The organism is Nocardioides sp. 31GB23 (assembly GCF_040012395.1).
Taxonomy (GTDB): Bacteria; Actinomycetota; Actinomycetes; order Propionibacteriales; family Nocardioidaceae; genus Nocardioides; species Nocardioides salarius.
This window is the reverse complement of the sequence record NZ_JBDYKJ010000082.1, coordinates 1-20,367: the sequence shown is the minus strand read 5'-3', so window position 1 is coordinate 20,367 and position 20,367 is coordinate 1. Positions and strand designations below refer to the sequence as shown.

At 70.6% G+C, this 20,367-nt stretch carries 21 protein-coding genes; 16 read left to right on the top strand and 5 right to left on the bottom strand.

Features of this window, described 5'->3' with window-relative positions; genetic code table 11:
* The 5 genes from ABKW28_RS19945 to ABKW28_RS19925 form a co-directional block, all read left to right on the top strand.
* Positions 1 to 2,211, top strand: a 2,211-nt coding sequence (locus tag ABKW28_RS19945; protein ID WP_348612714.1) for a DUF262 domain-containing protein, incomplete at its 5' end; no start/stop codon positions are given.
* Between the two features lie 5 nt (positions 2,212 to 2,216).
* A complete protein-coding gene (locus ABKW28_RS19940) occupies positions 2,217 to 2,495 on the top strand; it encodes a hypothetical protein (RefSeq protein ID WP_341240605.1) in 279 nt (92 codons plus the stop codon).
* Between the two features lie 251 nt (positions 2,496 to 2,746).
* Positions 2,747 to 5,395, top strand: a complete 2,649-nt coding sequence (mobF, locus tag ABKW28_RS19935; RefSeq protein WP_341240604.1) for a MobF family relaxase — start codon at positions 2,747 to 2,749, stop codon at positions 5,393 to 5,395.
* Positions 5,396 to 5,567: 172 nt separating this feature from the next.
* The gene (locus ABKW28_RS19930) at positions 5,568 to 5,807 is read left to right on the top strand and encodes a hypothetical protein (RefSeq protein ID WP_348612712.1); all 240 of its coding nucleotides are present in this window, start codon (positions 5,568 to 5,570) and stop codon (positions 5,805 to 5,807) included.
* Positions 5,800 to 5,997 (top strand): helix-turn-helix domain-containing protein, encoded by a 198-nt coding sequence (locus ABKW28_RS19925; protein WP_341240602.1) that lies wholly within the window; start codon positions 5,800 to 5,802, stop codon positions 5,995 to 5,997. The genes ABKW28_RS19930 and ABKW28_RS19925 overlap by 8 nt, the downstream gene beginning before the upstream one ends.
* A 27-nt stretch (positions 5,998 to 6,024) precedes the next feature.
* On the opposite strand, the gene ABKW28_RS19920 is transcribed toward ABKW28_RS19925, so the two are convergent.
* Entirely contained in the window at positions 6,025 to 6,447 is a 423-nt protein-coding gene (locus tag ABKW28_RS19920) for a hypothetical protein (RefSeq protein WP_341240601.1), read from the bottom strand.
* A 357-nt stretch (positions 6,448 to 6,804) separates the two neighbouring features.
* Here ABKW28_RS19920 and ABKW28_RS19915 point away from each other — a divergent pair, with 357 nt between their 5' ends.
* The 3 genes from ABKW28_RS19915 (at position 6,805) to ABKW28_RS19905 (ending at position 9,014) form a co-directional block, all read left to right on the top strand.
* The gene (locus ABKW28_RS19915) at positions 6,805 to 7,131 is read left to right on the top strand and encodes a DUF1508 domain-containing protein (RefSeq protein WP_341240600.1); all 327 of its coding nucleotides are present in this window, start codon (positions 6,805 to 6,807) and stop codon (positions 7,129 to 7,131) included.
* Between the two features lie 159 nt (positions 7,132 to 7,290).
* The gene (locus ABKW28_RS19910) at positions 7,291 to 7,935 is read left to right on the top strand and encodes a DUF4433 domain-containing protein (protein ID WP_348612710.1); all 645 of its coding nucleotides are present in this window, start codon (positions 7,291 to 7,293) and stop codon (positions 7,933 to 7,935) included.
* Between the two features lie 17 nt (positions 7,936 to 7,952).
* Positions 7,953 to 9,014: a macro domain-containing protein gene (locus ABKW28_RS19905; RefSeq protein WP_348612708.1), complete on the top strand. Its 1,062-nt coding sequence runs from the start codon at positions 7,953 to 7,955 to the stop codon at positions 9,012 to 9,014.
* A gap of 18 nt (positions 9,015 to 9,032) precedes the next feature.
* On the opposite strand, the gene ABKW28_RS19900 is transcribed toward ABKW28_RS19905, so the two are convergent.
* The gene (locus ABKW28_RS19900) at positions 9,033 to 10,211 is read right to left on the bottom strand and encodes a site-specific integrase (protein ID WP_348612706.1); all 1,179 of its coding nucleotides are present in this window, start codon (positions 10,209 to 10,211) and stop codon (positions 9,033 to 9,035) included.
* Positions 10,212 to 10,458: 247 nt separating this feature from the next.
* Here ABKW28_RS19900 and ABKW28_RS19895 point away from each other — a divergent pair, with 247 nt between their 5' ends.
* Complete coding sequence (locus ABKW28_RS19895; protein ID WP_348612704.1) at positions 10,459 to 11,919, top strand: plasmid pRiA4b ORF-3 family protein; 1,461 nt, start codon at positions 10,459 to 10,461, stop codon at positions 11,917 to 11,919.
* Between the two features lie 83 nt (positions 11,920 to 12,002).
* Complete coding sequence (locus tag ABKW28_RS19890; RefSeq protein WP_348612702.1) at positions 12,003 to 12,908, top strand: hypothetical protein; 906 nt, start codon at positions 12,003 to 12,005, stop codon at positions 12,906 to 12,908.
* A 43-nt stretch (positions 12,909 to 12,951) separates the two neighbouring features.
* On the opposite strand, the gene ABKW28_RS19885 is transcribed toward ABKW28_RS19890, so the two are convergent.
* Entirely contained in the window at positions 12,952 to 13,707 is a 756-nt protein-coding gene (locus ABKW28_RS19885) for a sterol desaturase family protein (protein WP_348612700.1), read from the bottom strand.
* Positions 13,704 to 14,435, bottom strand: a complete 732-nt coding sequence (locus ABKW28_RS19880; protein ID WP_348612695.1) for a GntR family transcriptional regulator — start codon at positions 14,433 to 14,435, stop codon at positions 13,704 to 13,706. The genes ABKW28_RS19885 and ABKW28_RS19880 overlap by 4 nt, the downstream gene beginning before the upstream one ends.
* 106 nt (positions 14,436 to 14,541) lie before the next feature.
* On the opposite strand from ABKW28_RS19880, the gene ABKW28_RS19875 reads away from it, so the two are divergent.
* The 4 genes from ABKW28_RS19875 to ABKW28_RS19860 are packed head-to-tail and all read left to right on the top strand — an operon-like array spanning position 14,542 to position 17,646.
* Positions 14,542 to 15,336 (top strand): SURF1 family protein, encoded by a 795-nt coding sequence (locus ABKW28_RS19875; RefSeq protein WP_348612693.1) that lies wholly within the window; start codon positions 14,542 to 14,544, stop codon positions 15,334 to 15,336.
* Positions 15,333 to 15,722, top strand: coding sequence for a DUF3817 domain-containing protein (locus ABKW28_RS19870; protein ID WP_348612691.1), 390 nt, complete (start codon positions 15,333 to 15,335; stop codon positions 15,720 to 15,722). The genes ABKW28_RS19875 and ABKW28_RS19870 overlap by 4 nt, the downstream gene beginning before the upstream one ends.
* Positions 15,723 to 15,744: 22 nt before the next feature.
* Complete coding sequence (locus ABKW28_RS19865; protein ID WP_348612689.1) at positions 15,745 to 16,602, top strand: patatin-like phospholipase family protein; 858 nt, start codon at positions 15,745 to 15,747, stop codon at positions 16,600 to 16,602.
* A 12-nt stretch (positions 16,603 to 16,614) separates the two neighbouring features.
* A complete protein-coding gene (locus tag ABKW28_RS19860) occupies positions 16,615 to 17,646 on the top strand; it encodes a 1-acyl-sn-glycerol-3-phosphate acyltransferase (protein WP_348612687.1) in 1,032 nt (343 codons plus the stop codon).
* A 4-nt stretch (positions 17,647 to 17,650) separates the two neighbouring features.
* Here ABKW28_RS19860 and ABKW28_RS19855 read toward each other — a convergent pair whose 3' ends face one another.
* Complete coding sequence (locus ABKW28_RS19855) at positions 17,651 to 18,448, bottom strand: hypothetical protein (protein ID WP_348612685.1); 798 nt, start codon at positions 18,446 to 18,448, stop codon at positions 17,651 to 17,653.
* A 206-nt stretch (positions 18,449 to 18,654) separates the two neighbouring features.
* Here ABKW28_RS19855 and ABKW28_RS19850 point away from each other — a divergent pair, with 206 nt between their 5' ends.
* Positions 18,655 to 19,167, top strand: coding sequence for a peptidylprolyl isomerase (locus tag ABKW28_RS19850; RefSeq protein ID WP_193670554.1), 513 nt, complete (start codon positions 18,655 to 18,657; stop codon positions 19,165 to 19,167).
* A gap of 42 nt (positions 19,168 to 19,209) precedes the next feature.
* Positions 19,210 to 20,142, top strand: a complete 933-nt coding sequence (locus ABKW28_RS19845; protein ID WP_348612684.1) for a rhomboid family intramembrane serine protease — start codon at positions 19,210 to 19,212, stop codon at positions 20,140 to 20,142.
* Positions 20,143 to 20,367: the final 225 nt, after the last annotated feature.

The following is a 20,367-nucleotide window of genomic DNA, read 5'->3' as shown; positions in this document are numbered from 1 at the left end:
CCTCGCGCCCCGGCATCCTCACTCCGCGGCGCCGACGATCAACCCATCCCGGCCCGGTCCATCGGTGGATCCGGGCTAAGAGTCATCGTCGAGAACAACAGCGACCTGGCTGTCGACCCCGACCACGTCTTCAAGGTGTGGCCGACTGATCGAGACCAGGATGCCTACCGTGCGGCAATGAAGGACGACGTCCGGCCTACGTTGGAGATGTCGAAGTCGTCCATCGCCCAGGCACATGCCTACTTCGCGGCAGCCGTACGCGAATGGTCGATGGCCGACGACGTGCCTGTCGAAACAGGAGCGCGGCTTGCGGCTCTCACGACCGCCTTGCGGGAGAAGCTCCGGTTGGTGATGATCGACTTGGAGCCTGGTGACAACGCTCAAGTCATCTTCGAGACCCTCAATCACCGGGGATCGCCACTCCTGGCCGCAGACCTGGTCAAGAACCTGATGTTCCAGGTGGCTGCCGCCCAAGGCCTCGCCGTCGAAGAGCTCTACAAGGCTCACTGGCGAGAGCTCGACAGCGACTACTGGCGTCAACAGGTGGCACAGGGCAGACGCCTCCGTCCCAGGATTGATGTGTTCATGCACCGGTGGCTGGTGATGAACCTTCAGCGTGACGTCCCGACGGATCGCGTCTTCACCGAGTTCCGAGACAGCATCGTGAGCAAGCCCGACGTCGACATCTCCGCCCTCTTCGAGCAAATTGCAGCCGATGCCAAGGTGCATCGTTCATGGGAGAACTTGCCCCAGACCTCGCCGGTCGGACGTTTCTACTACCGCGTGCTCCAAGCCATGGACACCCAGGTTGTTGCCCCAGTGTTTTTGTGGCTAACCCGGCACGGAGAGACGGTGATGCCGGCCGCCGAGCGCGACTCCGCCCTTCTGGCGATCGAGAGCTGGTTGGTGCGTCGCGCACTCGTCAGGGCGACGACCAAGGATCACAACAACGCGATGATCGACCTGCTTCGGGCACTCGAGCGCGGTGGTCCGAGCAAGGCCGGGGAGAGTGCAGATCGATTCCTCGCGGGCCAGTCGGCGGAGTCGCGCTACTGGCCGAACGACACTCGCGTCGTGCTCGCGCTTCAGAACGACCGCCTCTACAAGACCATGACGCGCCCCCGACTCCGAATGGTTCTCGAGGCCCTTGAGGACGACGCGCGCGGGCCACTGGGGGAGGGTCAGGCAGCACCACGCGGACTCACTATCGAACACGTGATGCCAGTGGCATGGCGCGAACACTGGGGTTCAGACATCGCGCACGACGTGATCGCGGGGCAGCAGCGCGACGAGAGGGTGCACACGCTGGGAAACCTCACCCTCGTGAATGGAAAGTTGAACCCAACCCTGTCGAATCGGCCGTGGACCGACGCTGAGGCTGACGCCCGCGGCCTGGGCGTGAAGGGAAAGCGTGACTACCTGCTCCAGCACAGCCAGCTCAAGCTGAACTCGGCGTTGGTGCACGCGCATCCTGAGACCTGGAGCGAGCCGTTGATCCGAGAGCGAACGTCACGCCTGATCGAGCGGATCGTGGCGATCTGGCCTTGTCCAGAGGACGCGGAGCAACCGATCGGCATCCCTGTGACCGAGGAACTTGACCCGACGGCCGAAGAGCCGTGGGGTATTGAAGACGCTTCGGTCGAGGCCGCTGCGCGGATGTGGTTGGCGCTCAACACCACTACTCGGCAGCTTCTCCGGACGCTCATTGATCTTGCCCCCGAGAAGGTCGCAGCCCCTGATCTTGCGCAGCTCATTGATCTCGACTCTGGCGAACGGGGAGTGGCAGGACTACTCAGTTGGCCTGGCAAGGTCGCGTCCTCCTTGGGGAGACCCATCCCGATCAACTGGGACGAGGGCGAGCCGTCGTCGTACTGGATGGAAGAGTCGGTTGCGAGCACCTTCGACGCGGCCACTCAACTGGCCGCGTCCGAAGACTTCGTTGCGGCACAGCTCGGTAGTCCCGCCGAAACTCGTAGGTCTTCGACGCGCGGTGCTCGACGGAGCGTTCCAGCGCACATCATTGAGGCCTTCTCGTCCAAGCCTGAGGCCGCCGAGATGACGGTGCGAGAAATCGCCGCTCAGCCGTCGGCCAACTACGGCGCCGACGAGATCAGCCAAGGTGCCATCTCGGCGGCCCTCAACGCGGGAAGCGTCGAAGGTATTGAATGGGTTCCGGGGAGTTCGCCCCGCCGGGCACGGAGGAAGAGGTGACGGAGGTGTACGACTTCGAGGCGGTCTGGGACCGAATCCGACGCCACGCGGGCGAGGAGTTCGTGACGACCACCGGGCTCCCGTTCACTTACCGGGTCCCTGGCGACTACCTGAGGGTGACGCGCGACGGCTCCGAGATCAATCGGTCACTTTCGAAGACGAACTTCTCGAAGGCCGCTAAGCAGATGCCCGCCGCGAGGCCTAGTGACATCAAGGATAGGCAGGGCTCTGCGTACACGTGGGCGATCCTGATGGACAGTCGCATTAGGCGTTCCGACTGGTGACTCGGCCGATCCTCGATGCGCGCTCTCGCTTGACCGTTTTCGCAACAGATCCGCCGCAAGTCACGCGCCTTGTAGAGCCTATTGACGTGCAGTGACGAGTTCTCAAGTCGCTCAGAGCAGAGCCGCCGCGACGCCTTCTAAATCGAGCGGCACGCATGCTACGAAGGTCCGTAGATCGGTCCGCCCCTCGGGGCGGGCCGAGCGTCATTTCAAGGCTAGGTGACGAGTACTGACGGGCGGTGACGAGGCCGATGCACGGAGGAGTGAAGTTCTACCGCGGCTCCGCCGCGGCCGCGCGCTCCTACGTCGAGGCCGACCACTCACGCGCCGACGACTACTACCTGACAGAAGGCAGCGGCCTGGCCGAGCACTACCTCGCCGGCCCCGGAGCCGTGCAGCGCGTCGGCGACCTCGACGGCCCGACGTACGAGCGCTGGGTGGCCGGGTACGACGTCCTGACCGGCGCTGCCAAGGGCCGGCTGCGCGAGGATGCACGGGCGCTGCGGTTCGTCGAGGTCGTGGTGAACGGGCCGAAGTCCTGGTCGCTCGCCGCCGCACTTCACCCCGACATCGCAGCGGCGTACGACGCGGCGATGGATCGGGCGGCGAGCGAGGTGATCGGGTGGGTGGCCGAGCACGCCACCACCCGGGTCGGGCCGCGCGGCCGGCAGGTGCAGGTGCCGGTGGAGATGGTCGAGGCGGCCGTCGTGCGTCACTACACCTCGCGCGCCGGCGACCCGCACCGTCACCTCCACGTGCAGATCAACGCACGCGTCTTCGCGCGCGGCGCGTGGCGTGGACTGCACTCGGTCGGCGTCGTGGACAGCATCGAGGCGCTCAACGGGATCGGTCATGCCGCCGTGATGTGCGACCCCGAGTTCCGTGCCGCGCTCGCGGGCCACGGCTACAGCATCGACGTCGACGGAGAGGTCCAGCAGCTCGCGCCGTACGTCGGTGGGTTCAGCCAGCGCGCCGCACAGATCAACCGCAACGTCGACCAGTACGAGGCCGCATGGCGCGCCGAGCACCCCGGCCAAGAGCCAGGCCCGCGACTGCGCCGGACTTGGGACCGGCGCGCGTGGGCGGACGCGCGACCCGACAAGGTCGTGCCCCAGGGCGGCGCCGACCTCGTAGCCGCATGGAACAGCGAGCTGCGCGACCTCGGCTTCACGCCGCCAACCAGCCGCGCGCCAGAGCCGGGTCTCCAGATCGGACGGCTCAACCGCGACGTCGCCGCCGACCTCGTGCTCACCCGACTCGGCGCCAAGCGCTCGGCATGGAACGCAGCCGACATCCGCGGCGAGGCCGAACGACTGATCGCCCCCATCGGCGTGGTCGCTGAACGGCCCGTGCGGCACGAGCTGGTCGAGGACATCGCCGACCGCGCGCGAACACGGTGCGTGCCGTTGCTGGAACGCGATGACGTCCCGGAGCACGTCCGCAGCCTGACGTCCGAACGCGTCCTCGCCGTCGAAGCCGACCTGGCCGACAGCATCGCTGCCCGCTCCGCACGACCGGCCACTGACGCGGTCCGGCTCTGCGGCGTCGACCACCTCGACCCCGCGCAACGCCGCGTCGTCACGGCCCTCGCCGGCGACGCCGGCCTGCTCGTGATCGAAGGCGCCGCCGGCACCGGCAAGACCACCACCCTGGCCGCCGCGCGCGACGCACTCGACGACGCCGATCGTCGACTCGTGGTCGTCACACCCACGCTCAAGGCCGCCCAAGCCGCCCAGCATCAGGTCGGCACCGACGCCTTCTCCGCCGCCTGGCTCGCCCACCAACACGGCTACCGCTGGGACGAGGACGGCCACTGGTCACAGGCCGACGCCACCCCCGAGGCCCGAGCCCGCCTGCTCCCCGGCGACGTCCTCCTCGTCGACGAGGCCGGCATGCTCGACCAGGACACCGCCCGCGCGCTGTTCGCCATCGCCGACCGAGCCCACGCAGTCGTCGCGCTCCTCGGCGACCGCCACCAGCTCCCGGCCGTCGGCCGCGGTGGTGTCCTCGACCTCGCCGCACGCTGGGTGCGACCCGAAGCCCACCACGAGCTCGAGTCGGTCCACCGGTTCAGCGATCCCGCGTACGCCGAACTCAGCCTGCTCATGCGGACCGGTGAGCGTGCCGGTGAGGTCTTCGACGCACTTCTCGAACGCGGAGAAGTCGTCGTCCATGCCAGCGAGGTCGAACGCACCGCGGCCCTGGCCGCGATCGGCGCCGCCCGTGCCGATGACGGTGACCAACTCGTCATCACCGACACCCGCGACCAGGTCGGCGCACTCAACGCGGCGATCCGCGACCGCCGCCATTCCGTTGGTGAGCAGTCTGGTGAACTCACCACGCGTCGTGGTGAGCGGATCGGCCTCGGCGACCGTGTCGCCACCCGACGCAACGACCGCGACCTCGCCGTCGCCAACCGCGACACCTGGACCGTCGCCGCGATCGGCGACGACGGCAGCCTGCTCGTCACCGGCCGTGCCGGCCGACGCACTCTGCCCGCCGCGTACGTCCACGATCACGTGGAGCTCGCCTTCACCACCACCGCCTACGGAGCCCAGGGAGAGACCGTCGACTCCGCCCACCTCGCACTCGGCGAGGCGACCGGCGCCGCCTCGGCGTACGTCGGCATGACCCGCGGCCGCCACCGCAACACCGTCCACCTCGTCGCCGAGACTGTCGACGACGCCCGCAGCCAATGGATCGACGTCTTCAACCGCGACCGCGCCGACCTCGGGCCCAGGCACGCCGCCGAGAGAGCCGCGGACGACATCGACCGGTACGGACCCAGTGCGCCGGCACCCAGCGCCGGACTGCAGGCCGCCATGCTGCGAGACGGTCCACGGCGTCTACCCCAGCCCATCCCGGCTCCGCCACCGACCTCCCGCGGGATCGACCGTTGACCAACTTCCTCGCGCCAACTGATCGCCCGGAGCGGCCCGGATGACATAGGTGACCAGGAGAGGCTCGTGTCTCGACAGCAGCGGTCACAGATGTCCGATTCGCGGAGCGAGAGGTTGCTTCTCCAGGTAGGAGTCGCCGAATCGGTCGGCGGCCACGGCGAGAGGCGACGTGATGGTGACACCCATCGGCATCCCGGACGACTGGGACGACAACAACCTGATCCTGTTCGAGGAGTTCTGCGAGCTCATCCGCACACCGCAGCGCACCGTCCGCGACTGGCGCCGCCGCGGCGTCGGCCCGCGATGGACCCGGTTCCAAGGTGTCGGCCGGCTCTACATCACCGTCGCCGAGGCCCGTGGCTTCCTCGCCTCGGCCACGGTCACACGGGTGGAGGTGCGTTCCGATGGCTGAGCGCCGCGCCATCCCGGTATACCTCAGCCTCGAGGAAGCGGCCGAGGCCATGTCGGTCTCGGTCAAGACCATCCGCCGCTGGATCGCCGCCGGCACGCTCCCGGCGTACCGCTGCGGCAAACGGGCCATCCGAATCAGGATCGAGGACCTCGAGGCAACTCCCCGGCAGATCCCGTCCGCTCGCTGGTGAGACTCGCTGGCATCCGCGCCCCAGTAGCTAGGCTGATCGCGCGGTGAAGCCCACCCCCGCGGTCATGAGAGGACGGAGTGCCTGGACCAGAGCGGCAAGCTCAACCGCGGCGAGGTCGACAGGCACACCAACCTCCACCAGGGTCTCGGCCCGAGCAAAGGCGACGCGAGCGGCGGTCTCGAAACGGCCGAGTTGTTCTGGGCTGAGCGCGTCGGCCTCTGCCTTGCGGCCGTAGGAGGCGACCTCATGCTGGGAGCGACGCAGGTACTCCTCGAACGTGTCGACGTGAGCCTTCGCCCGCTTGTAGTCGCGGTCGGCTCCGCGCCGGCAGGTGTCTGAGCAGTACTCCTTCCGACGACCGGGCCCAAGTTCCTGAACAACGGGCTTCTTGCAGGAAAGCCGACCGCAGGGAGGGGCGATCTGGCCAATGCTCTGGTCGTCCGCATTCATGGTGTCCGCCTATTCGCGCGCTATCGAGGTCCGTAGGCCTTAAGTGTGGCGGCAGACCGTCTCTGTGAGCCGCAGAAACGCCGAACTACAACGGTGTTTATTCGCGCGATTTGCTGGCGAAATCGGGCCCGCATCTTCGGCGTGTCACTCTGCCGTGGGGCAGCGCCGCTGCTGGACTGGTGTCGTCACCTGAACCCAGGTGGCGAAGAAACCGCGCGAAATGCCAAAGCGCCCGGCTGGCAGGCCGGGCGCTGAGGTGCACGGGACATGAGATGTCGCCGTACGGCAACCACATGACATCACCCAGTCTCGAGCTCGTGCAACAAGTCGCACCTTGTGCGAGACAGGAGGATCGCCATGTGGCGGTTCCAGGTAGGTAACACCCAGGCGGGGCAGGCGAGTTGGTGGCTGTACGCCGGCAACAACGAGATGGTGGCGTGGGCGGGCGAGACCTTTGCGTCCAACTCCAACGCCCAGCGGGCGGCGTCAGCGTTCAAGGTCGGCGCCAAGACGGCGCGCTACGACGTCTACCAGGATGCCGGCGGCGCCTGGCGGTGGCGGGCGTGGCGCGGCTCCGACAAGGTCGCGGCGTCCGGAGAGTCCTTCTCCAGCAAGTACGCCGCCGACCAGGCGGCCATCAGGGTCCGTGACTACGCGGGTGGTGCGAGCAGCGCCGCCGCCTGATCCGAATCGAACGAGGAGGGGACCCTAGCCCTGGGCTGGGTCGGGGTCCCCTCCTCCTCCGTAATCCTGAAAAGTGCCTCGGCTGCCTCGGGTGTCGTCGGAGTTGGGCACGATCAGTGGGACGATCGTCCCTCCGACATTGAGAGGAGCCCGCCGCCAGTGCCACGACCGACGCCGACGCGGGTCTATCACTTCACACGAATCGAGCATCTGCCGACCGTCGTCGAGTCCGGCTTGTTGTGCGACCGCCAGGCGCAAGCGGATGGCCTGCTGGCAATCGAGGTCGGCAACACCGGGATCAAGGCGCGTCGCGCTACTCGGCCGGTACCCGTCCAGCCGGGCGGCGTGGTCGCGGACTACGTCCCGTTCTACTTCGCCCCGCGCAGCCCGATGCTCTATTCGATTCACATGGGGAACGTCCCCGGCTACACCCAGGGCACCGATCGACTGGTCTATCTCGCTACCACAGTCGAGAAGCTCCTCGAGGTTGGAGTCGATCCGGTGCTCACCGACAGGAACGCCGTTCTCGACTACACCGACTTCATTCAGCTTCGTGATGGCGAACCTGCCGACGGGTTCATTGATTGGCCGCTCATGGGTGAGACGTACTGGTTCGACACCGAGGCGTACCCAGATCGTCGGGAGCGCCGAATGGCCGAATGCTTGGTGCTGAGCGCGGTCCCTTGGGAAGCGTTCCTCTTTGTCGGTGCCAAGAGCCAGACTGTTGCTGACGAGGTGCAGGGGCTGATCGGCGAGTCTGACTCCGCGCCACGCGTGGCAGTGCGACCCCGCTGGTACTTCTGAGGCATGCTGGAGGTGAGATGATCAAGCACACGTCCGGGAACCTGTTGCGCGCTGAGGCCGAGGCGCTGGTCAACACCGTCAACACCGAAGGTGTGATGGGCAAGGGCATCGCGCTTCAGTTCAAGAAGGCCTACCCGGCTATGTACGACGCTTACCGCAAGGCGGCCAAGTCTGGCGAGATCCGCCTAGGCCATGTCCAGGTCTGGCCGACCGACCAGATGACCGGCCCGAAATACGTGATCAACTTCCCTACCAAGGGCCACTGGAAGTCGCGGTCCAAGCTCAAGGACATTGAGGCCGGACTCGCCGACCTAGTCGAAGTCATCCGGAAGCTCGGCATCGAGTCGATCGCCGTGCCTCCGCTGGGCTGCGGGAACGGCGGCCTGGACTGGGGAGATGTCGAGCCGCGGATCGTAGCAGCGTTCGAACAGGTGCCGAACGTCGACGTCCTTATCTTCGCGCCGGACGGCGCCCCGGCTGCGAGCGAGATCGCAACGGCAACCAAGCGGCCGGAGATGACGGCGGGTCGTGCAGCACTGGTGGAACTCCTTGATCGTTACACGCTCCAGTCGTTTATGGCGCCTGGGCTGATCGAGTCGCAGAAGCTCATGTACTTCCTGCAGGTTGCTGGTGAGCCCTTGCGTCTGAAGTTCGCGGCCAACCGGTACGGACCGTATGCGGACAACCTCCGCCATGTCCTCAACATCGTCGAGGGACACTTCCTCAGCGGTTACGGCGACGGTAGCGCGTCAGTTGCCGAGGCGGAGCCGTTGGCGGTCCTTCCGGGAGCCGCACAGGAAGCCGAGTTGGTGCTCAAGGACTCCAATGACACACGCGCTCGTATCGACCGGGTTCTCGATCTGGCTGCCGGATTCGAGTCCGCCTACGGGCTCGAACTTCTCGCGACGGTGCACTGGCTGGCCACGCACGATGCGACTGCGGATGATGAAGCGCTCATCAAACAGGTCTGGGAATGGTCGTCGCGTAAGGCGAGGATGTTCACCGGCGAGCACGTGCAGGCCGCCTTGGCTGCGTTGCGCGAGCACGACTGGCTGACGCAGGAACTGACCCCAACCTGACCTTCGCCGTGCCGTCGCTCAGGTCGTTTGCTTAGCATGCCACGTGTCATACGTCTCGCCGATCCTCTCGGCGATCGACTTATCGCGGTCGAGGGTTGCGTGCTGATAGATCGCCATCGCCGCCTGTGAGGCATGGCCGGCGCGAGCTTGGAGTTCCGCGGCGGTAGCTCCGTGCTGGCCAGCGATGGTGAGTGCTGTGTGGCGCAGGTGATGGATGGTCAGGTCCGGGCGACCGGCGGCCTCGCGCGCCGGCCGGTAGCGGTCCATCAGGTACCGCACGCTCATGTGGTCGGTCCGGTCGCCGGCGAATAGCAGCCCAGTCGGCCCGGGAGCGGTGTGCTCGAGCAGGTGCTTCTGCAGCATCGGAAGGAATGGCGGCGGGACGTGCACAGTACGGACTCCGCTGGCCGTCTTCGGTGCGCTGATGACGCGGCCGCAGTTGGGGCAGGCGTCCTTCGCCCCGGGGATGATGTCCTTGTCGATCTTGCGGGTGACGCTGACCCGACCGGTGACGCCGTCGATGTCGGAGCGTCGCAACTCGAGTAGCTCGCCCTCGCGGAGGCCGACGAACGCGGCGAGCACGATGAGCAGTCGCAGTCGCTCGGGCATCGCCTCGATGATGACCGCGAGCTCGTCGAGCGTCGCCGGCACGGCGACTCGCTTCACGCGAGCCGAGCCGGCGCCGCGGATCTTGGGCGGTGCCCGGTCGATCAGTTCCTCCTCCTCGGCCGCCTGCATCAGCGAGCGCAGCAACCGGTACGCGGCCGCGTTGGTCGACTCCGTCGACCCGTCGAGCGATGCGCGCCAGGCCTTGATCTCCGAGAGGGTGACATCGCGCAGTGGCATCTCACCGAAGTACGGGAGGATCCGCGTCGCCAGCAGCTGGCGATATCCCGAGATCGTATTGGGCCGCAGTTCTCGCTCGGCGAGGTAGCGGTTGGCGAACGCCGCCACGGTGTTCGCCCGGGCCGCTGCTTGCCGTTTGGCCTCGGCGAGCTGGCGGGCCTTCGGGGGTGTCCACTCGTCCCGGTCGATCAACGACCGTTCCAGAGCGAGCCAAGCCTCGGCGTCGAGCTTGGTGCCGAAGGTGCGGGAGTAGCGGGTCCCGTCCGGCATCGCGTACCGCGCTCGATAGGTCACCACCCCCGTCACGCTGCGGCGGCGTTCGAGCTCCCCGAATCCTCGCTTGCGCGCCATCGCTGGGACCTCCTCCCCACAACCCCCGCTCTTGCTAACCCCTTGCCCGGCCAGCAGTCCCTGGGGGACCTGTGGGGGAAACAATGCCAACTGCGGGGGAATTATGTCCACTACTGACCGCGTAATCCCCGCTCAGACGCCCAATCACTGCGCGTCGGAGATCCTGCTTTGCAAGCAGGGGGTTAGGGGTTCGAGTCCCCTAGGCTCCACCACCGCGGCGTCCCTCCCGGGTGCTTGACTTGGTGCCGTGACGACACCGCCCGATGCCCAGCGCCTCGTCGAGCAGCTGATGGCCGACCCCGGCTCCGCGGAGAGCCGGGCGCTCCTCGAAGGCCTGCTGAACGGCCGGGTGAGCAGTCTGCTCGAGCGGCTGCGGGCCGTCGAGGCCCCGAGGCTGCTGCAGGTCCCCGCCGAGGTCCGCGGGTTCCGGGTGCGCCTGGACCTGCACGGCGCCAAGCCGCCGGTCTGGCGCCGGCTCGAGCTCCCGGGCGACCTCGACCTGCCCGCGCTGCACGACGTCATCCAGGCAGCCATGGGGTGGTACGACTGCCATCTGCACCGGTTCCGCACCGGCAGCGAACCACGTGCGCCCGGGTTCGTCACCCGTTTCGACGTCGAAGAGGGCGAGGAGGGCACGCTCGAGGACGGCGTGCGCCTCGACCAGCTGGTCGCGCAGCGGGGCGACCAGCTCTGGTACGAGTACGACTTCGGTGACGGCTGGGAGCACCGGCTGATCGTCGAGGCGGTGCTCGACGAACCGCCCGGGGCGCCGCGCTGCACGGGCGGGCGGATGGCCTGCCCGCCCGAGGACTGTGGCGGGGTCGACAGCTACCAGGAGCTGGCGGCCTGGGTGCGCAGCGGGTACGACGCGGCACACCTGCCCGCCGCCTTCGACGGGCCCGCCCACGCGCACGCCTGGCTTCCCGACGATTGGGACCCCGACGCCTTCGACCCGGCCCCGGTGGACCTCGCGCTCGCCGCGGCGGCAGCCGAGCCGGCCACCGTCACCGCCGAGCTGGCATCGCTGGCTGAGGAGCTCGAGCGCCACGGCTCCCGCCAACTCAGGGAGGTGCTGGCCCGTCCGCTGTCGCACGGTCCCACCGACGTCGGCGACGAGCAGGCGGCACGGCTCACCGGGACCTACCGCACCTTCCTCGACGTCATCGGTGACGGCGTGACGCTGACCGCGGCCGGCTACCTGCCGCCGGCGGTGGTCGAGCAGCTGGCGGACCGGCTGGGGGTGAGCGAGTGGTGGCTCGGCCGGGCCAACCGAGAGGACATGACCTTCCCCGTCGCCCACGTCCGCACCGCCGCCCGGGCCCTGGGCCTGGTCAGCCTGCGCAAGGGCCGGCTGGCCCCGACCGCTGCTGCCCGGCGCCTGGGCGCCGACCCGCAGTCCCTCCTGCGCCACGTGGCGGGGCGACTTCCGCTCGGCACCAGCGACGCGGACCGGCAGGCCGGCTGGATGGCCCTGGCCGTGGCCGGCAGCGGCGTACCGGTCGGGCAGTGGCGCGGCGAGATCACCCTGCTGCTGTACGCCCTCGGGTGGCGCGACGGTGACGACCGGGTCTCCCCGCCGCCGGCCCGCAGCCCGACCCTCGACGTCCTCGAGCACCTCGCCGGGGGACCGGGTGTGCGCACCCACCAGGTGCGGGAGGTGGACCCGGCGGTGGCCGCCACCGCCCGCGCGGTCACCGCGCCGACGTAGAGGAACTGGCGTCGGCTCATGGGTCGGGTCGCATCCAGGGGATCCCCGCGTGGGCCGGGCCGGGCGGTGGCAGACTCTGCGCCGTGCTCTCTCGACCGGTCCTGGCGCTCGCTGCTGCCCTCGTGGCGCTGAGCGGGTGCAGCAGCCCGATCGAGGCGCCCGATGCCAACGAGCCGGCGGTGCCGCTCGCCACGGCGGCCGTCACCGAGCAGCGACCCCCCGCCGCCCGGGCGGTGCTCGACTACGTGCCCGCCGACGTCGCGCGGGTCACGGTCACCGACTACGAGCAGGTGGCGCTGCAGCTGGGCGTGGTCGACCTGGCCAGCGACCTGGGGGCCGGCGACCGGGCCGACTTCTGGCGCCGCGCCGAGACCGAGACCGTGCTGCTGGCCGACGGGCTGCTGCGCCCGGTGCAGCAGCGGCTGCAGCGGGACTTCTCCCTCGGCCAGGAGGACGTGCGGTGGGAGGCCCGGCTCTTCGACGACACCGGCCGTGAGGTCGGGTTCGTGCAGTCGTGGGCCGCGATCATCGACCCCGGCGTGCTGCGCCGCGCCGTCGAGGCGGGGGTCGGGCCCCTGCGCGGCGCCACGGTGCTCGCCGAGGAGAGCCTCGTGCTCTCGGGCGTCGCCGAGGAGGTCGAGGAGCCCTGGGGCGGCGAACGGCTGGCCGAGCTGGTCGCCGGGCCGGCCACGTCGACGTACCTCGAGCTCGGCTGTGTCGACGAGCCCGGCCGAGACGCCCTCGACGAGCTCGAGGCCTACACCGTCTCCTTCGGCAGCGTCCTGGCCACCGCACGGCTCGGGGCCGGTCGCCGCGACCTCTTCGACCGGCTGGAGAGCGCGGCGGGCGACGACTCCTTCTCCGAGGTCTTCACCGGCGGAGCCGCGGACCCCTCCAACGGTCGCCTGGGCTACGAGATCGCCTCGCCGCCGCGGGCGGCCGCCCTCACGCTGCGCCGGGCGCTGCCGTTCGCGGCCTGCGCCGGCTGATGCTGCTGCTCGGGCGGACCGGGTTGACCGGGCTCGTCGGGGGTCAGTGGCCCGCGGCGTGCACGCTGCGCACCGTGGGCGAGGTCTCGACCTGCGAGGCGTCGGGGTAGGTGCCCAGCAGCCGGTCGGCCGTGCCGGCGCTGGTCACGGTGAACCAGTAGTTCTCGTTCTTGTAGTGGTGCAGCCGGTGGTTGCGCCACAGCGCGCGGTACCAGCGCGAGCGGGGCCGGTAGTCGCTGTGCACCAGGTAGTGGCTCCACTCGTAGCCCAGCATCAGCGCGTAGACCGAGACCAGCAGGGTGCCTGCACCCGCGAGGGTCGGGACCGCCAGCCAGGCCACGACGACGTACGCCGGCAGCAGCCAGACCAGGACCGGCCACGGGATGAAGACCAGCGGGAGCAGCCGCGGGTCGGCGTGGTGTGCCCGGTGCTCGCGGGCCAGGAGGGAGTCGATGCGCAGCGGCCCGAGGCTGCGGGGGCGCCAGTGCAGGATCGCGACGTGCACGACCCACTCGATGAGCGGGAAGGCCGCGACCAGGCCGACCGGGAAGGCCAGCTCCCACCAGCTGCCGGAGCCGAGCAGCACCCGGCCGACGACGGAGGCGACCAGGAACGTGGCGATCATCGGCGGGCTGGGGTGGCGCCAGAACTCCCGCCAGGCGCCCCGCAGCGACAGGCCGGCGCGCCGCCGGGCCTGACCGGTGATCCGGGCCTCCTCGGCCGCCAGTCGCTCGGCGGCCAGGGCGTCGACCGTCTCCGGGTCGAGCCGTCCGGTCTGCTCGGTTCCGTCGGTGCTCATCGCTCCTCCTTCGTGCTGCCCAGCGCGTCGAGCGCCTCCATCAGGCTGGTGGTGGCCGGGCGCAGCACGCTCTGCGCGGCGACCCGGGCGGTGTGCGGGTCGCCCGCGGCGATCGCAGCGGTGAGCACCCGGTATGCCTCGACGTGACCCACCTCGGCCGCCATCACCGGCGCCAGCGCCTCGAGCGCGGGTTCGTAGGCGGCGCGCAGGCTGTTGAACATGAGGCGGAAGACCACGGAGTCGGCGGCGTCGACGACCTGGTCCCAGAAGGCCAGGGCGTGCACCTGCTGCTGCACCCCGTCGTCGGTGCCGGCCAGGTCGTCGAGGGTCGTGGTGAGCGTCGCCGCCAGCGTGGTGCCTCCCCGCTCGGCGGCCAGTGCCGCCGCGGCGGGCCCGATCGCCAGGCGGGCCTCCAGGATGCTGCGCACGACTGCGGCGTCCAGGGTGCCCGAGCGCACGAGCAGGCGGGGCAGCAGGTCGAGGCCGGCGGAGCGCTTGAAGTCGCGCACCAGCGTGGCGCCGCCCTGGCGCACGTCGACGAGCCGGGTCGCGGCCATCCGCTGCAGCGCCTCGCGCACAGCGGGCCGGGAGACACCCAGGACCTCGGCCAGACGGCGTTCGCTCGGCAGCGGCTCGCCGGGGGACAGCTCGCCGTCGACGACGTCGGCCAGCACCTGGTCGAAGACCTCGTCGGGCACGGAGCGGCGGTGCACGGGATGCAGGGGCATGCTCGGACCGTAGATGGGTGCGGCCCGGTGGTCAAGTGGTCTGACCACCTGTCGAGAAAGCCGCGGCGACGAGCCCCGTGGTCCGCTCTCCTATCCTGAAGGGGTGATGACGGCCCTGGCACCGCGCTACTGGGGCGCGCACCTCCTGGCGCTCGTGCTGGTGGCCGCGGCGGCGGGACTGGGCTGGTGGCAGTACGCCGCCTACCAGGCGCAGCAGGAGGCCGAGGCCCGCGACCTGACGCGGGCCGAGCCGGTGGCGCTCGGCGACGTGATGGGACCCGACGACCCGTTCCCGGCCCCCTCGGTCGGCCAGCCGGTCACCGTCGAGGGGACCTGGGTGCCCGGGGGCACCGTCTACGTCGAGGGTCGCGAGCACGACGGCACCGACGGCTACTGGGTGCTGACGCCGCTGGCGGTCGGCGACGACGCCGACGCCCCTGCGCTCCCGGTGGTGCGCGGCTGGGTGGCCTCGCCCGACGACGCCACCGCCCCGCCGGAGGGCGCCGGCTCGGTCCAGGGCTGGTTGCAGCCGGCCGAGGGCACCGGCGCCGCCGACGTCGACCGCAGCGACGACGTGGTGCCGCAGGTGCGCACCGCCGACCTGATCCAGCACGTCGAGCAGGACCTCTACGGCGCGTACGCCGTCGTCGACCACGACGCCGAGGCCAACGCCGCGCTGGTCGGCGCCGACGCCCTCGAGCCCGCCGACCTGGCGGCGCTTCCCCGGGCCGCGGGCTCGACCGGCCTGCGCAACCTGCTCTACGCCCTGGAGTGGGTGCTGTTCGGCGGGTTCGCGGGCTTCGTGTGGTGGCGCTACGTGCGCGACCTCACCACGGCACCGGCCGAGCCGGCCCCGAGCGCGGACGAGCCCGAGGACCGCCCGGTAGCGTCGAGCCCGTGAACGACGAGCTGCGCGCCCCGCTGGCGGCGTACCGGGTGATGGCCACGATCGTGGGAGTGCTCCTCGTGGTGCTGGTCCTCATCGGCCTGCCCCTGCACTACGGCTACCTGGTCTCCGACGCCGCGTGGCTGGCCGAGGGCAGTGGCGGCGGGTGGCAGCTCGGCTCCGACATCTCCGCCTACCTCGGCGTCGCCCACGGCTGGCTCTACATGATCTTCCTCTTCTGCGCCTTCTGGCTCTCGCGCCGTGCCGACTGGGAGATCGGCTTCACCGCGGTGACCCTGGCCTCCGGCACCGTGCCGCTGCTCAGCTTCTGGGCCGAGCACCGGGCCACCCGCCGGGTGCGCGCGCTGCAGCCCAGCGACGCCGCCTCCGCGGCCCGCTGACGAGCACGCCGAGGAGGAGCAGATGACCACCGCGTTCGTCCTCGGCGGCGGCGGCGCGCTGGGCGCCGTCGAGGTCGGCATGCTGGCCGCCCTCCTCGAGCGGGGCGTGCGCCCCGACCTGGTGCTCGGCACCTCGGTGGGCGCCATCAACGGCGCGTTCCTGGCCCAGGACCCCGGTCTCGACGTCGTCGAGCGGCTCACCGGGCTGTGGCGCTCGGTGGCCGCCAACCGGCACGAGGTGTACGGCGACCGCCCGCTGCGCAGCGTACGACGCGCGGTCGCGACCGGCACCCACCTCTACTCCGCGCGGCCCCTGGCCACCCGGCTGCGCGAGGAGATCGGCGACGTCGACTTCGCCGACCTCGCCGTTCCGCTGCAGGTCTGCGCGGCCAGCATCGAGCGGGCCGCCGAGCACTGGTTCGACAGCGGCCCGGTCGTCGACGCCGTGGTCGCCAGCGCGGCGGTGCCCGGTCTGCTGCCGCCCGCCCGCGTCGGCGACGAGCACTTCCTCGACGGCGGCATCGTCAACTCGGTGCCGGTGGCGCGCGCGCACCAGCTGGGCGCGACCCGGATCTTCGTGCTCCAGGTCGGTCGGGTCGACCGGCCGCTGCAGCCGCCGCGACGGCCCTGGGAGGTCGCCCGGGTCTCCTTCGAGGTCGCGCGCCGGCACCGGATGAACCGCGAGCTGGCCGAGCTGCCGCCCGAGGTGGAGGCCCACCTGCTGCCCGCCCGGGGCACCTCGGCGCGCGACGACTCGGTGCGGGCCGGCACCGACTTCCGCGACGTCGAGCGCCGCATCGAGCTGACCCGGGTGGCCAGCGGCGAGTACCTCGACGCCCTGGGCGCAGCGGGAGCGAGCGGGCCCGGGCCCCGCGGCTGACATGATCGCGGCGTGAGCATCCTGCGCCGCGCCCTCACGGCGCCCCTCGTGGTGCTCCTGACCGTGGTGGTCTGGGTCAGCCTGCCGCTGTGGCTCATCGGCGCCGCCGCGCTCTCGCCGTTCGTGCCCGGGCGCTGGCGGGCCCTGCGCCTGACCTGGCTGCTGGTGGTCGCGCTCACCGCCGAGACCCTGCTGCTGGCGGTGCTGCTGGGCATGTGGCTGGCCAGCGGATTCGGCGCGCGGTTGCGCTCGGCGTACTGGGAGGGCGTGCACTACGACCTGGTGCAGGGCACGATGTGGGTGCTCTTCAGCGAGGCCAGGCGGGTGCTGCGGCTGCGCATCGAGACCCAGAGGCCCGCGCCCGACGCGCACCCGGGCGTGCCGCTGCTGGTCTGCTGCCGCCACGCCGGGCCGGGTGACTCGTTCACGCTCGTGCACGCGCTGATGGACTGGTACGACCGCGAGCCCCGGGTCGTCCTCAAGGACACCCTGGCCTGGGACCCGGTGGTCGGCACGCTGCTGCGCCGGCTGCCCGCCCGGGCGATCAGCCCCGGGTCGGGCGAGGACCTCGAGACCCAGATCGCCGAGCTGGCCACCGGCCTCGACCGCGACGACGCCTTCGTGATCTTCCCCGAGGGCGGCAACTTCACCCAGGCCCGTCGGGACCGGGCCATCGAGCGTCTCGACGGCCTGGGGCTGCACGCGATGGCGCGCCGGGCGGAGACGATGATCCACGTGCTGGCCCCGCGGCCCGGCGGGCTGTTGGCCGCGCTCGACGCGGCTCCGGAGGCCGACGTGGTGATGGTGGCCCACACCGGGCTCGACCACCTGCTGACCGTGCGCGACCTGTGGCGCGAGCTGCCGATGGACAAGCGGCTGGTGATGCGGTGGTGGCAGGTGCCGCGCGAGGAGATCCCCGCGGGTCGCGAGGAGCGCATCGCGTGGCTCTACGACTGGTGGCAGCGCATCGACGACTGGGTCGAGCAGCACCGGCCGGAGGAGCTGTCCCCCGGCCGGGCCGCCCGACGCCGGTCGTCAGGCTGACCGCTCAGCTGTCCTTCTTGTCGTCCTCGATGTCGACGACCTCGGCCGGCTCGTCGGGGGTGGTGACCGGGTGCACGGTCTCCGCCTCGTCGGCCAGCGCCTCGTCGGGCGAGGAGCCGCCCGTGTCGTCGCTGGCGCCGGCCATCGGCGCGGCCGGGGTGGGCGCCGCGCCCGCACCGGTCGACGTCGTCGCCGCCGCTGCACCCGTGCCGCTCGCCGGCGGCGTGGGCACGTAGGAGGACTGCCAGTTCTGCGACTCCGAGCCGCCCTGCAGCTTCTTGGCCACGACCCCGACGACGGCCGCGAGGCCACCGACGAGGACGAGCTTCTTCAGCTTGGAGCCCTTCTTCTTGGGCTTCTCGCCCTTGAGCTCGGCGACCTTGCCGGTGGCCTTGCCGCCCAGCTCACCCGCGCGCGCCGCGGCACGCTCGTTGAGGTCGGTGGCCTTGGCGCCGGCGTACGCCGCACCCGAGGCGACCAGCGGGGCCGCCTTGGCCTTGGCGTCGCTCAGCGCGGGCGCGGCCTTGTCACGGGCCTCCTGGCCCAGCACGACCGCACGGTCGCGGGCGTCCAGGACGTAGGGCGTGGCCCGGGTGCGGGCGTCGGTCAGCGCCGGCCCCGCCTTGGCACGGGCGTCGGCGAGCGCCGGGCCCGCCTTCTCCTTGGCGTCGGCCACCAGGTGGCGCGCCTCGTCGCGGGCGGTGCTGACCGCCGACTCGACCTGGGGACGCACGGACTCGACGACCTGCTCCACGTAGTCACCGGCCTGTTCGATGAGGGACTTCTTCCTGCGCAGACGCATCCGCGTCACTTCCTCTCCTCGGTTTGTGATCCATTCGACCACGACTGCCTCGGGCCCACCCAGGCGCCCTGTGTCTCCACGGGGGCCACGCCGCGTGGTGCGAGGTCACCTGCAGGAGGGCCTTTTGCGCCTCCGTGCGAGGATCGTCCCGCACGCACGACGCGTCGTCGTACACCCAGAAGTACCCCCTCTCGCGAAAGGCAGTCATGGCGGACCCGCAGGCCATCCTCAAGACCAACCGGGGCGACATCGTCCTGAACCTCTTCCCGAACCACGCGCCCGAGACGGTCGCGAACTTCACGGGCCTCGCCACCGGCGAGAAGAAGTACGACGCCGGCAACGGCAAGACCGGCCCGTTCTACGACGGCCTGGGCTTCCACCGCGTCATCGCGGGCTTCATGATCCAGGGCGGCTGCCCCCTGGGCACCGGCACCGGCGGCCCCGGCTACACGTTCAAGGACGAGCCGCACCCCGAGCTGGTCTTCGACAAGCCCTACCTGCTCGCGATGGCTAACGCCGGCCCGGGCACCAACGGCTCGCAGTTCTTCATCACCCTGGGCGCCACCACGTGGCTCAACCACAAGCACACCATCTTCGGCGAGGTCGCCGACCAGGCCTCGCGCGACGTCGTCGACGCCATCGGCAGCACCGCGACCGGTGCGGGCGACCGCCCGGTCGAGCCCGTGGTCATGGAGTCCGTGGAGATCGTGGAGGCCTGAGGCACCCGCCTCGGCCTGCACCGAACGCCACCGCCCGACCTCGTGAGCCAGACGCCCTCGCCCGAGCCGGCGCCTGGGGTCGGGGTGCCGGTCTGCTACCGGCACCCCGACCGCGAGACCTACATCCGCTGCCAGCGCTGCGGCCGGCCCATCTGCCCGGACTGCATGCACGACGCCTCCGTGGGCTTCCAGTGCCCCGAGTGCATCTCGGCCGGCGCGCGCCAGACCCGCCAGAACCGCACGGCGTACGGCGGGCTGCGGCCCACCGACGCGACCCGCACCTCCATCGCGCTGATCGCGCTCAACGTCGGGGTGTGGCTGGCGATCGCGCTGACCGGTGGCTCGGGCAGCCGCCTGGTCGACCTGCTCGCGCTGCGCACCAACGGCGTGTGCCTGACCGGTGACGGCGGCTTCGACGTGCCCCGCGCGGTGTGCGAGGGCAGCGGCACCTGGTTGCCGGGCTTCGTCGACGGCGCGCTGTGGCAGGTCCTCAGCTCGGGCTTCACCCACGTGCAGCTGATGCACCTGGGCTTCAACATGCTCGCGCTCTACATCATCGGCCCGCAGCTCGAGGCGGTGCTGGGGCGTGCCCGCTTCCTCGCGCTCTACCTGACCTCCCTGCTGGCGGGCTCGGTCGTGGTGCTCTGGTTCGCCGGCCAGTACGGCGCCACCGTGGGCGCCTCGGGCGCCATCTACGGCCTCTTCGCCGCACTGCTGGTCGTGGCCCGCAAGATCGGCGCCGACATGCGCCAGCTGGTCATCCTGGTCGGCATCAACGTCGTGATCACCTTCGCGGTGCCGAACATCTCCTGGCAGGGCCACCTCGGCGGCTTCCTCGGCGGAGCCCTGGTCGCGGCGCTGCTGGTGCACGCCCCCCGCGGGCCGCGCCGCTCGGCCTTCCAGCTCGTCGGGCTGGTCCTGGTCACCCTGTCGCTGCTGGCCGCGGCCGTCCTGCGCATCGCCGCCCTCAGCTGACCCGGCCCACATCTCCCGTCCACCCGGCGCACATCTCTCGCTGACCCGGCCCACATCTCGCGCCCACCCGGCGCAGGTCTTGCCCTGCCCACCTCGTGCAGGTCTCGGCCGACTCGACGAGAGATTCAGGCCGGGTCAGGGCGAGATATGGGGCTCTTGTGACCCTTCCGTGGGTCGCTGAGCGTGGCCTGATGTGGCGCACGCCGTTCTCTGTCTAGGTTTCTG